Origin of the sequence: Streptomyces pseudovenezuelae (genome assembly GCF_001513955.1) — a bacterium.
In the GTDB taxonomy this organism is placed as follows: domain Bacteria; phylum Actinomycetota; class Actinomycetes; order Streptomycetales; family Streptomycetaceae; genus Streptomyces; species Streptomyces pseudovenezuelae.
The window spans coordinates 238059-249540 of the sequence record NZ_KQ948144.1 but is presented as its reverse complement, the minus strand read 5'-3'; the positions used below and the strand labels follow the sequence as shown (position 1 = coordinate 249540).

Genomic DNA, 11482 nt, shown 5'->3' with positions numbered 1-11482 from the left:
CAGGTGCGGGCGGTCAGCCCTTGTTGGCGCCGAGGGTCAGTCCGCTGACGAACTGGCGCTGGAGGACGAAGTACACGATCAGGGTGGGGATCGCGGTGAGCAGGGCGCCGGCGGCGACCAGGTTGGGGTCGGTGAAGTACTGGCCGGAGAGGTTGTTCAGGGCGGAGGTGATGGGCATGTTCTCGCCGGTGGAGATCAGCACGATGGCCCAGAAGAAGTCGTTGTAGATCCAGATGGACAGCAACGTCCCCAGGGCGGCCATGGCCGGCTTGCACAGCGGCAGCACGATCTGCCAGTACATCCGCCACACCGAGGCGCCGTCGACCAGGGCGGCCTCCGTCAGCTCGTGCGGCAGCATCCGCATGTAGTTGCTGAGCACGAAGGCGCAGAACCCGGACTGGAAGGCGACGTGGATGAGGACCAGGCCCAGCGCGGAGTCGTAGAGCTTGCCGCTCATGGTGATGCCGGGCAGGTCGATGAGCAGGTACAGGCGGTACAGCGGGGTGATGATGACCTGCTGGGGCAGCAGGTTGCCGGCGGTGAAGACGAGCAGCAGGGCGATGTTGAGGCGGAAGTCGAAGCGGGAGACGTAGAACGCGACCATCGACGACAGCAGCAGGGTGATCAGCACGGACGGCACCGCGATGATCAGGGTGTTGCCGAAGTAGTGCAGCATGTCGGACTGCTCGAAGGCGTTCGTGAAGTTGTCGAACGTCAGCTTGTCCGGCCAGGACACATAGCCCTTGTTGCTGGTCTCCGAGTAGGGCCTGAGGGCGGCGAAGACCGCCCACAGCAGGGGCGCGAGCCAGGCCAGCGCGGTGCCGGCCAGGAACACGTGCAGCAGGATCCGGGCCGGGCGCAGCGGGGTGCGCTGTTCGGCCGGGGCGCCGGCGGTCAGGGTGCTCATGCGCGGCGCTCCTTGCGGAAGGTCGCGATCAGGTACGGGATGATGACCGCGAGGGAGATGACCAGCAGGACCACGGCGATCGCGGAGCCGTAACCGATCCGGCTGGACTCACCGATGATGTTGTTGGTGATCAGGATCGACAGCAGTTCGGTGCCCTGGGCACCCTTGTTGAAGACGAACACCAGGTCGAAGGCGCGCAGGGCTTCGATGATCGTGACGACCAGGACGACGGTGTTGGTGGGGCGCAGCGTGGGGAAGATGACGTTCTTGAACGTCTGCCACTCGTTGGCGCCGTCCAGCGAGGAGGCCTCGCGCAGGGACGGGTCGACGCCCTTGAGGCCGGCCAGGTAGAGGATCATCATGTAGCCGGTGTGCCGCCAGGACGCGGCGATCAGCACCGCCCACAGGTTCAGCTTGGGGTCGCCGATCCAGTCGATGTAGTGGCCGGGCTTGTTCGCCCCGATCAGGCTGTTGATCAGGCCGGTGTCGGGGTTGTAGACCAGCTGCCACACGAACCCGGTCACCGCGAGCGAGACCACGACGGGCAGGAAGAACGCGGTCTGGTAGACGCGGGAGAAGCGGATGTTCTTGTCCAGCTGGACGGCCAGGAACAGACCGAAGGGCGTCGGGATCAGGATGAGCACGACGAACCAGATGATGTTGTGCTCGACCGCGGGCCAGAACTGCGGGTTGTCGGTGAACAACTGCTTGAAGTTGTCCAGTCCGACCCACTTGATGGAGTCGAAGCCGATGCCGTCCCAGCTGGTGAAGGCCAGCGCGATCGACGCCAGCGCGGTGACCCAGACCAGGAGCACGTGCAGGACCGTGGGCACACCCGCCATGAAGGAGAGCGTGATGCGGTCACGGCGGGTCAGCAGGCGCTTGTGGCCACGCGGGACCCGCTTGACAGGGGCAGGGCCCGAAGGCGGCATAGCGGCCGCCTCCGGGCTCTTCGTGTTGATGTCGGTAGTCATTCAGCCGCTCAGCTCAGGAGGACGCGAAGATCGTCTTCTTCTGGCGTTCGATCGAGGCCAGCAGACTGTCGACGCCCTTGGGGTTCTGGAGGAACTTCTGCAGCGCGGGCTGCATCACCGTCGAGGTGAAGTCGGGGCGCGAGTCGCGGTCCATGAACTGGGTCAGGCTCTTGGCTCCGGAGATCATCTCGTACGCCTTCTTCTGCAGCGGCGTGTACGAGGAGGTGTCGGCCTTGCTGGAGGCGGCCACCACGCTGGAGTCGGCCTTGAGGTAGATCTGCTCCGCGGCCGGGGTGCCCAGGTACTCCAGCAGCTTGGTGACGCCGGCCTTGTTCTTCGGCGCCTTGGAGACCATGAAGCCGTCGGTGGGCGCCTCCACGGTGTCCTGGCCGTAGGCGGGGTTGATCTCCGGGAAGGCGAAGAAGTCCAGGTCGTCCAGGTCCGCCTTGTTGGTGAACTGCTGCGCCACGAAGGAGCCCAGCAGGTACATGCCGGCCTTCTTGGACACCAGCGTCTGGGCGGCGTCCTGCCAGGTGCGGCCCATGAAACCGTCCTGGTGGTAGGGCAGCAACTCGGCCCAGTGGTCGAAGGCGGCCTTGACCTTGGCGTCGGTCCACGCGGCCTTGCCCGCCATCAGCTCGACGTGGAAGTCGTAGCCGTTGAGGCGGAAGTTGATCTGGTCGAAGGTGCCCATCGCCGGCCAGGCGTCCTTGTCGCCGAACGCGATCGGGACCAGGCCGTCCTTCTTCATCTGCTTGGACAGGGCGACCAACTGGTCCCACGTGGTCGGGACCTCGTAGCCGTGCTGCTGGAAGACGCTCTTGCGGTAGAAGATCGCCCACGGGTACGTGTACAGCGGCACGAAGTAGTACTTGCCGTCCGCGCCCTTGGACAGCTTCTTCATGGCGTCCGGGAAGTTGCCCCCGATCTTGTCCCACACGTCGTCGATCGGGGAGGCGAGGTTCTTGGCCGCGAAGAACTGCATCCGGTACCCGGCGAACCAGTTGAACACGTCGTCCGGCGTGCCCTGGAGGTAGGAGTTGATCTGCTCCTGGAAGGTGTTGTGGTCCTTGGTGTTCACGTCGACCGTGATCCCGGACTGCTTCTGGAAGGCCGCGTAGATCTCGGCGAACGCCTTCTTCGGCACCGCGTCCGACGCGTTCGACCCAAGACTCACGGTCTTCGGGTCGCTGGAGCTGCCGCTGCTGCCACAGGCGGACAGCAACGGTATGCCCGCACCGAGCAGGGCGGCACCACCCACCCCCTTGAGCACACCACGACGGCTGGGCGAGGGAAGGGAAGACGAGAGGTCACGCATGGACGGCTCCTGAAGGCAGGGGTTCAGTCACGGAGGGATTCGGAGACCAGTCGTAATCGACCAGAAACCAACTTGACCGAACACGGTGGCGCAATGACAGCGTTATGTCAGGTCATGCGTCAATAGCTATCGACCCGATTTGTCGAAACGTGACCGACATCCCTGCCTACCGGTGACCCGGGAGCCTCGCCGTCGAGGGGCTCAGCCGAAGGCGGCGAAGGCCTTCGAGAACGCGAACGCGTCCTGGACGATCGAGCTGCAGCTCGCGTCGGCGGTGGGCTTGGCACCGCCGGAGCACTGCTTGTCCCGGGTGGCGGACCACATCGACAGCAGGCCCAGTCCCTTCGCCTTGGCGAAGGCCACCAGCTGGGCGGCGTCCTCGACCCTGAAGATCTCCGAGGCCACGTCGTTGACCCCGATCATCGGCGTGACCCCGACCGCCTTCCAGGCGGCGCTGTCGGACAGCCCGAGGACACCCTTGACCTGTGCCTGGGTGGCGGTGGCCGCCTGCTCGGCGTAGGTGCCCATGTCCCCGCTGTACGAGGCCCCGTAGTCCATCGCCATGATGTTGACGGTGTCGATCTCCACACCGTTGGACTTGGCGTTCGCGAGCAGGTCGACCCCGTCCTGGGTGAGGCCCTCGGGCATCACCGGGAGGGTGTAGGAGACGTCCAGGCCGGGGTGCCGGTCCTGGAGCCTCGCGATCGCCTGCGCCCGCCGGGTGTTGGCGGCCGTGTTCGGCAGCGCCCCGCCCTCCACGTCGAAGTCGACCTTGGTGAGGCCGTACGCGTCCACGACCTTGCCGTACGCCGCCGCCAGCGCGTCCGCCGAGGAGCAGGTGGTGGCCAGCTCGGAGCCGGAGGCGCCGCCGAAGGAGACCCGGACGTCACCGCCCTTCGCCCGCAGCGCGCCGATCTGCGCGGCCACGGCGTCGCTCGCCAGGTCGGTGACCCCGCCCCACTTGGGGGTGCAGCCGCCGCTGTCGGTGACGAAGGCCAGGTGGTAGGTCTTCACGCCGGTCGCGTCGGCGGCGGCGAGGAGGTCGAAGGCGGGGTGGAGGGAGGTGTCGACGTAGGGGGCGAAGCCGCCGCTCGCCGAGGGGGAGGCGGTGGAGGTGGGAGCGGCGGTGGGGGTCGGCGTGGACGTGGGTGTGGGCGTCGGGGCGGACGTGGGGGTGCCGCTGTCGCCGGTGGAGCAGTCGCCGTCGTCGACGAGACAGCCGGTGGGGTCGCCCGTGCCGTCCACCACGAATCCGACCGTGACCGACTCACCGGGTGCCAGACCGTCGGTGTCCCAGCGGGGCGGCTTCACCAGGACATGCCGCCCGCTCACGCTGGACTCCCCGTTCCACAGGGAGCCGAGGGTGGATCCGCCCGGCAGGTCGAACTCCAGCTTCCAGTCCTTCTGGGCCGAACCGCTGTTGTTGGTGACGACGTACTGCGCGGTGTACCCCGTCGACCAGTCGCTCGTCCGCGTGTACGCGGCGCCGATGCCGGCCGCCTGGGCGGTTCCGCTCAACAGGACCGCGCCGGTCCCCACCACGGCGGCGGCGACCACCCCGCCGATCACCTTGTTCCTGCCGTTCAGTCTGCGCCGATGCATGCTCATGGCGTGGCACGCTAGCGATCCGGAATCGGGCAAATAGCCTGATCAGGGCGGGCGTTGAGGATCTTAGGGCGCGCTTAAGGAAGGGATCGGGGTCGGTTAAAGGTCGAGACCAGTCTGCCGGTCCGGCGTCTGCGCACCCGGTGTCCCCGGCGCACCGGTTCGCGCCCGTCCAGCTGGATCCACACCCGCACCTCGGTGCCTCCCAGCACCGACGACCCGATCCGTACGTCCCCTCCCGTCGCCTCGGCGAGCCGCCGGACGATGTCGAGCCCGAGCCCGGTCGACCCGGTGCTGCCGGACCCCCGTCCGCGTGCCATGGCGGCCTCGGGATCGAGGATGCCGGGGCCCGCGTCGGAGACGAGCACGATCACGGCGTCCTCGCCGTTGTGCACGTCGACCGCGAAGGCGGTGCCCTCCGGGGTGTGCCGGAAGACGTTGCCGAGCAGGGCGTCCAGCGCGGCCGCGAGGTCCGCCCGGGCCACGGGGATGCGCACCGGCCGCTCGGTGCCGGCCACCCGCCACTTGCGGCCCTCGTCCTCGGCGAGCGCCGACCAGAACCTCATCCGCTCGCGGACCACCTCGGCCGCGTCGCATCCGGCGCCGGGCCCGGCCGCCGCCGTCTGCGGTTTGGCCTCCCGCGCGGTACGGATGATGGTGTCGACCTCGCGCTCCAGTTGCGCGACCGCCGCCCGGGTCTGCTCGGCGGCCGGACCCTCGCCGAGCGAGGCCGCGTTGAGGCGCAGCACGGTCAGCGGGGTGCGCAGCCGGTGGGACAGGTCGGCGGCCAGCTCCCTTTCGTTCGCCAGCAGTTGGACGACCTGGTCGGCCATGGAGTTGAACGCGACCGCCGCCAGCCTCAGTTCGGTCGGACCCTCTTCCGGCACCCTCGACCCCAGCTTCCCCTCGCCCAGTTCGTGGGCGCCCTCCACGAGTTTCTGCGCGGGCTGCACCATCCGGACGCCGAGCCGGTCGGCGACCGCGACCGACCCGACGACCAGCGCGATGCCGACGCCGGCGAGCACCGCCCAGGCGGTCGCGACGCCGTTGCTCACCTCGGACTCGGGGACGTACACCTCGACGACGGCGATCTGGCCGGAGCTGAGCGCGACCGGCTGGAGCAGGGTGGAGCCGCCGGGCACCTCGGTGGTGGAGGCTCGGCCCAGCCGGCGCACGGTCGCGATGTCGTCGGCGGCGGCCCGCTGCCGTCCGATGTCCACGGCCTTCTGGGCGCCGCGCCGCTCCCCGTCGGCCGGTATGTGGACGGCCATCCCGGCGTCCGATCCCGCGGAGGCGACGACCCGCTCCAGCTGGTCGCGGTCGGTGGTGATGGACAGCGCGGGGGCGACCGCGGCCGCCTGCCGCTCGGCGTTGGAGAACGCGCGGTCCCGGGCCATCTCCTTGATGACGAGGCCGAGCGGGACGGCGAAGGCGACCACGACCATGGTGGTGACCGCCAGGCAGACCTTGACCAGAGCCCATCTCACAGCGGCAGCCCCCCGCCCGGTGGTTCCAGCTTCACGCCGACGCCCCGCAGGGTGTGCAGATAGCGGGGCTGCGCCGCCGTTTCGCCCAACTTGCGCCTGAGCCACGACAGATGGACGTCGATCGTCTGGTCGTCACCGTAGGACTGCTGCCAGACCTCCGCGAGGAGTTCCTTGCGGGGGACGACCACCCCGGGCCGCGCGGCCAGGAAGGCGAGCAGGTCGAACTCGCGGCGGGTGAGGTCGAGCCGGACGCCGTCCAGTTCGGCCTGGCGGCGCAGCGGGTCGACGCTCAGTCCGCCGACGCGCAGCACGGTCTCGGGCGACGCGTCGCCTCCGGCGGCCCGGGAGCGTCGCAGGACGGCGGACATCCGGGCGGAGAGGTGCTCCACCGAGAAGGGCTTGGTGAGGTAGTCGTCCGCCCCGGCGTTCAACAGACGGACGATCTCGGTCTCGTCGTCCCGCGCGGTGGCGATGATGACCGGCACGTCGGTGATCCCGCGCAGCATCTTCAGGGCCTCGGACCCGTCGAGATCGGGCAGACCGAGATCCAGGATCACCACGTCGAAACGGAAATGGGCGACCTCGCGCAGCGCCTCCAGCGCCGTCCCGACGCTGCGCACGGTGTGGGCCGCGTCGGTCAGGTGCCGGATGAGCGCCGAGCGAACGAACTGGTCGTCCTCGACCACGAGCACACTTGCCATGCGCCGCACCGTACGCGATTCGGGCGAGCCCGGTCGGGGCCTGTGGACAACTCAGTCCGGGTGCGGCCCGTGAGACGCGTGAGGCAGTATGGCGGGCGATGCGCAGAGGATTCGTACACGTACTGGCCTGGCTGCTCGCCACGGGCGCGGCGGTCACGCTGTCCTGGTGGGGTGTCCACACGGTCATGGCGGGCACGGCCTACGATCCGCCGCGCGCACTGCCCATCACGGCGGCCGACGCCACCACGCAGGAGTCGAAGCCGCTGGTGTCGCCGACGCCGACGCCGACCGAGCGGGCGACCCCGTCGAAGAGCCCCGCACCGACGCCGAGTTCCCCGACCGCGAAACCCGCCCCCTCCTCGAAGAGCCCCTCCCCCACCGCCTCCGGTCAGGTCCGGAGCTACGACACCGACGGCGGCCGCGCGGTCTTCGACCTCGGTGAGAAGTCGGCGACGCTGGTGTCCGCGACGCCGGGCACCGGCTGGTCGATGCAGGTGTGGAAGACGGAGTCGTGGATCCGGGTGGAGTTCTCCTCGGGCGCGGACCGGGTGTCGGTGTTCTGCACCTGGCACGACGGCCCACCGCGGGTGGAGATCGGGACCTACTGACTCACCGGTTCATCTGAACACGGAGGCGGGCGGCGCCGGAGAGGCCACCGCCTCGGCGTCCGTCACCGGTACGGCCCCTCCGGTGAAGTCGAGGAGCGCCTTGCCGTGTTCGACGCGGCCGGGGTGCGGGTCGGAGGCGGCCCGGCGGGTCAGTTCCGCGATCGGCAGGGGGGTGTCGCAGGCGACGAGCACGGCGTTGCCGAAGCGTTTGCCGCGCAGGACCGTCGGGTCGGCGACGAGGGCCAGTTCGGGGAAACGGGCGGCGGCGGTGGCGATCTGGCCGCGGAGATGGGCGAGCGGCGGTCCGTCGGCGAGGTTGGCGGCGTAGAGACCGCCCGGCCTGAGCGCCCTTCGGACCTCGTCGAGGAACTCGGTGGAGGTGAGGTGCGCCGGGGTCCTGGCTCCGCTGAACACATCGGCGATGACGAGGTCGGCCCAGCCGTCGGGGACCTTGGCGAGGCCCTCACGGGCGTCCACGGAGCGCACGCGTATCCGCGCGGCCGGCTCCAAGGGCAGTTTCTGCCGGATCAGTTGGACGAGGGCCGCGTCCCGCTCGACGACCTGCTGGGTGGAGCGGGGGCGGGTGGCGGCGAGGTACCGGGCGAGGGTGAACGCGCCGCCGCCGAGGTGTACGGCGTGCACGGGCTTGTTGGGGGGCGCGAGCAGGTCGATGACGTGGCCGAGCCGGCGCTGGTACTCGAAGGACAGGTGGCGTGGGTCGTCGAGGTCGACGTGGGACTGGGGGGCGCCGTCGATGAGCAGCGTCCACGCGTGCGCGCGTTCCCGGTCGGGGATGAGCTCGGCGAGGCCGCCGTCGACTGGTTCCACGACGGCTTCGGCGGACTTTCTGGACTTTCCCACTCCGCCATTATCCGGGGCGGTGGGTGGCCGCGCTCCCGCGGGCCGGTGGGGGCCGGTCGCGGCCACGCGGCGGGGCCGCACACCGGTGCCGCCCCGCGCCCCCGACCGGGTGCGGTCACCTGCAGTTGTCCGCGGCCTCGATCAGTCGCGCCGCCTCGCCCAGGGCCGCCCGCAGCACGGCCGGGTCCGTCGCCAGGTCCGCGTCTCCCGGCGGCAGCAGCCAGTCCGACCCCTCCACGGGAGGCTCCGGGGTCAGCCGCAGCCCCCGGCCGTCGGTCTCCGTGCAGGTGCTCCCCGGCATGTCCCAGCCCGCCGCCGTCCCCGGCGGCACCAGGAACCCCAGGGTCCGGCCACCGTCGTCGTGCAGCACGGGCCCGACGCCCTCACTCACCCCCCGCCGCAGGATGTCGACGGCCTCCAGGCCGTGTCGCGCCGGCACCGTGACCACGTCGCACGACACCGGCGTACAGGGATTGACGCTCCGGCTGATCTCCATCGCGGCCTCCACCAAGGAACCCTCGTCCGACTCCGGGAGGTTCAACGCGCGCCGGCGTCAACGGCTACGGCGAAAGTCCGCCGCAAAGGATGGCAGTTCATGGCGGATCCCGGATGAGATATCCGGTTTGTAGCCAAACCCCGCATGGGGACCCGGACTCAACAGGTACGTTCTTGCCCGCCGGAAACAGGGCGTCACACTGACAAACCAGTCAACTCGCCCCGCGCCCGGCATGGTTCGACGGTTCGCACGAGAGGACCCGGACATGGCGTCGTCAATGGTGACCTCGTCCCAGTCCCCCACACCACCGAGGCCGAACCTCGCGTTCCGGCGCCTGCGCGGGCAGCGCTCGCCGGCCGAGTTCGCCGCGGCGGTGCGACGGGCCGCGCGCGAGATCGGAGAGAGCGTCAGCTGCGACGCGCGCTATGTGGGTCGCGTCGAGGCGGGCGAGATCCGCTGCCCCAACTACGCGTACGAACGGGTGTTCCTGCACATGTTCCCCGGCCGCACGCTCTCCGACCTGGGCTTCGCCTCCCGCGCGTCCGTCCGCGGACGCCGGGGGCGCCCCACGACTGAGACACCGGGGACGTACGAGCCGTATGACACGCAGGACACGCAGGACCCCGACGAGACGTACGACGACTATGAGGAGAGCGACGTGCTGCGTCGCGCATTCATGACCGGCGGGGGCGCCACGGTCGCCGCCGCCTCCCTGGGCCCCCTCGGGCTCGCCCTCGACGCCAAGGCCGCCGGACGACCGGTCCGCCGCGCCGGGACGGGCGAGGCGGGTGCCCTGGAGGAGGCCGTGCGCAGGATCCGGCTGCTCGACGACCGGCACGGCGCCGACGGCCTGTACCAGCGGGCGGCGGCCCCCCTGCGCGCCGCCTACGCGCTCCTGGACGCCGGCGCGACCCGGCAGACGACCGCCGACCGGCTGCACTCGGGCGCGGGTGAACTCGCCATCTCGGTGGGCTGGCTCGCGCACGACTCCGGGCGGTTCGACGACGCCCGCTCGCACTACGCGGAGGCGCTGGCCACGGCCCGGTTCACCGGTGACGACGCCCTGGAGGCGCACGCCTTCTGCAACACCGCCTTCCTCGCGCGCGACGCGGGACGGCCGCGGGAGGCGGTACGGGCCGCGCAGGCCGCGCAACGGGTCGCCCGGCCCCTGGGTTCGGCCCGGCTCATGTCGCTGCTCGCGCTGCGTGAGGCGGGCGGCTGGGCGGGCCTCGCCGACCGCACCGGGTGCGAGCAGGCCCTGGTCCGCGCGCAAACCTATTTCGAGCGCGGTCTCTCGGACACCGACCCCGAGTGGATGAGCTTCTACGGCGAGGCCGAGCTGGAGGGTCTGGAGGCGCAGTGCTGGTCCACGCTGGGCGACTGGCGCCGGGCCGCCCGGCACGCACGCCGCGCGGCGGATCTCCAGGACCCGCACTTCACCCGCAACATCGCGCTGTACACGGCCGAGCTCGCGGACGACCTGGCCCGCGGCGGCCACCCGGACGAGGGGGCGGCGGCGGGGCTGCGGGTGCTGGAGCTGCTGGGCGAGGTCCAGTCCTCGCGCATCCAGACGATGCTGGCGGCGACGGCGAGGGTGCTGCTGCCGCACCGGAGGGCGACGGGGGTCTCGGCGTTCCTGGAGCGCCACGCGTCGACACGTCGGACGGCTTGAAGGGGGGTGGTCGTTCGACCGCGGGCCGGTGGGGGCTGGTCGCGCAGTTCGCCGCGCCCCTGAGTGGGTACAGCCAGGCAGGCCGTCACGGCACCGAGCCCGGCTACGACCCCAGATGCCCCAGGTCGTTCCAGCTCTCGATCGCGGGCTCCCCGTAGGCCCAGCCGAGCACCGAGAGGGACGTCGGATTGAGCCGTATCCGTGCCGCGAAGTCGACCGGCAGCCCCAGCCACCGTGCCCCGATGGACCGCAGGATGTGCCCGTGGGCGAACACCAGCACATCCCGGTCCGCCGAGCGCGCCCACGCGACGACCTCGTCCGCGCGGGAGGTGACCTCCGCCAGGGACTCCCCCTCGGGGACGCCGTCCCGCCAGATCAGCCAGCCCGGCCGCACCGCCTGGATCTCCTCCGGGGTCATGCCCTCGTACGTGCCGTAGTCCCATTCCATGAGCGTGTCCCAGGTGGCCGCCCGCTCCCCGAACCCGGCGAGTTCGCAGGTCTCCCGCGCGCGCACCAGCGGGCTCGTGCGTATCTCCACGTCGGAAAGACCGTCGTAGGGGGCCCGGTGCAGCCGCTCGCCGAGCAGCTTGGCACCCCTGCGGCCCTCCTCCAGAAGCGGCACGTCGGTCCTGCCGGTGTGCTTGCCGGACAGCGACCACTCGGTCTGTCCGTGCCGGGCCAGCAGGATGCGCGGTGCCATGGAGAAACCTTTCCGGGGGAAAGCGGAGGCGGAACCCCTCCATCATCGCGCACCCTGTGGGAGGGCAACCCGGCGGGCGATCTCAGCGTCTTCGTGGACCGAAGGCGCTGCGTGGGGGCACTCCACAAGGGCCCGCACATACGCCGTAAAGTG

Annotated in this window: 11 protein-coding genes; 2 read left to right on the top strand and 9 right to left on the bottom strand. The window is 70.5% G+C overall.

The features are described from left to right. Positions 1-13: 13 nt before the first annotated feature. From AQI94_RS01110 to AQI94_RS01085, 6 genes are all read right to left on the bottom strand, one after another. A complete protein-coding gene (locus AQI94_RS01110) occupies positions 14-907 on the bottom strand; it encodes a carbohydrate ABC transporter permease (RefSeq protein ID WP_031040753.1) in 894 nt (297 codons plus the stop codon). After that, entirely contained in the window at positions 904-1881 is a 978-nt protein-coding gene (locus AQI94_RS01105) for a carbohydrate ABC transporter permease (RefSeq protein WP_031040750.1), read from the bottom strand. Before AQI94_RS01105 ends, AQI94_RS01110 begins: the two co-directional genes overlap by 4 nt. Positions 1882-1894: 13 nt before the next feature. Further along, complete coding sequence (locus tag AQI94_RS01100; protein WP_031040747.1) at positions 1895-3199, bottom strand: ABC transporter substrate-binding protein; 1305 nt, start codon at positions 3197-3199, stop codon at positions 1895-1897. A 201-nt stretch (positions 3200-3400) separates the two neighbouring features. Beyond that, the gene (locus AQI94_RS01095) at positions 3401-4807 is read right to left on the bottom strand and encodes a glycoside hydrolase family 18 protein (RefSeq protein WP_031040744.1); all 1407 of its coding nucleotides are present in this window, start codon (positions 4805-4807) and stop codon (positions 3401-3403) included. Positions 4808-4881: 74 nt separating this feature from the next. Continuing rightward, on the bottom strand, positions 4882-6291 hold the full coding sequence (locus AQI94_RS01090; RefSeq protein ID WP_031040742.1) for a sensor histidine kinase: 1410 nt from the start codon (positions 6289-6291) through the stop codon (positions 4882-4884). Next, positions 6288-6992, bottom strand: a complete 705-nt coding sequence (locus AQI94_RS01085; protein WP_031040739.1) for a response regulator transcription factor — start codon at positions 6990-6992, stop codon at positions 6288-6290. Before AQI94_RS01085 ends, AQI94_RS01090 begins: the two co-directional genes overlap by 4 nt. Before the next feature lie 98 nt (positions 6993-7090). Here AQI94_RS01085 and AQI94_RS01080 point away from each other — a divergent pair, with 98 nt between their 5' ends. Then, positions 7091-7600 (top strand): superantigen-like protein SSL4, encoded by a 510-nt coding sequence (locus AQI94_RS01080; protein WP_031040736.1) that lies wholly within the window; start codon positions 7091-7093, stop codon positions 7598-7600. Positions 7601-7609: 9 nt separating this feature from the next. On the opposite strand, the gene AQI94_RS01075 is transcribed toward AQI94_RS01080, so the two are convergent. Together AQI94_RS01075 and AQI94_RS01070 are read right to left on the bottom strand one after the other, a co-directional pair. Further along, positions 7610-8461: a spermidine synthase gene (locus AQI94_RS01075; protein WP_031040733.1), complete on the bottom strand. Its 852-nt coding sequence runs from the start codon at positions 8459-8461 to the stop codon at positions 7610-7612. Between the two features lie 115 nt (positions 8462-8576). Beyond that, a complete protein-coding gene (locus AQI94_RS01070) occupies positions 8577-8957 on the bottom strand; it encodes a hypothetical protein (protein WP_225890130.1) in 381 nt (126 codons plus the stop codon). 265 nt (positions 8958-9222) lie between these two features. On the opposite strand from AQI94_RS01070, the gene AQI94_RS01065 reads away from it, so the two are divergent. Beyond that, the gene (locus AQI94_RS01065; RefSeq protein ID WP_062229531.1) at positions 9223-10629 is read left to right on the top strand and encodes a tetratricopeptide repeat protein; all 1407 of its coding nucleotides are present in this window, start codon (positions 9223-9225) and stop codon (positions 10627-10629) included. Positions 10630-10732: 103 nt separating this feature from the next. Here the strand turns inward: AQI94_RS01065 and AQI94_RS01060 are convergent, their stop codons facing one another. Then, positions 10733-11329, bottom strand: coding sequence for a histidine phosphatase family protein (locus tag AQI94_RS01060; RefSeq protein WP_031052602.1), 597 nt, complete (start codon positions 11327-11329; stop codon positions 10733-10735). Between the last annotated feature and the right edge of the window lie 153 nt (positions 11330-11482).

Coding starts and splice junctions, on each gene's coding strand:
- AQI94_RS01105 (WP_031040750.1), bottom strand. CDS start 1,881: ATGACTACCGACATCAACACGAAGAGCCCGGAGGCGGCCGCTATGCCG.
- AQI94_RS01065 (WP_062229531.1), top strand. CDS start 9,223: ATGGCGTCGTCAATGGTGACCTCGTCCCAGTCCCCCACACCACCGAGG.
- AQI94_RS01060 (WP_031052602.1), bottom strand. CDS start 11,329: ATGGCACCGCGCATCCTGCTGGCCCGGCACGGACAGACCGAGTGGTCG.
- AQI94_RS01085 (WP_031040739.1), bottom strand. CDS start 6,992: ATGGCAAGTGTGCTCGTGGTCGAGGACGACCAGTTCGTTCGCTCGGCG.
- AQI94_RS01100 (WP_031040747.1), bottom strand. CDS start 3,199: ATGCGTGACCTCTCGTCTTCCCTTCCCTCGCCCAGCCGTCGTGGTGTG.
- AQI94_RS01110 (WP_031040753.1), bottom strand. CDS start 907: ATGAGCACCCTGACCGCCGGCGCCCCGGCCGAACAGCGCACCCCGCTG.
- AQI94_RS01070 (WP_225890130.1), bottom strand. CDS start 8,957: ATGGAGATCAGCCGGAGCGTCAATCCCTGTACGCCGGTGTCGTGCGAC.
- AQI94_RS01095 (WP_031040744.1), bottom strand. CDS start 4,807: ATGAGCATGCATCGGCGCAGACTGAACGGCAGGAACAAGGTGATCGGC.
- AQI94_RS01080 (WP_031040736.1), top strand. CDS start 7,091: ATGCGCAGAGGATTCGTACACGTACTGGCCTGGCTGCTCGCCACGGGC.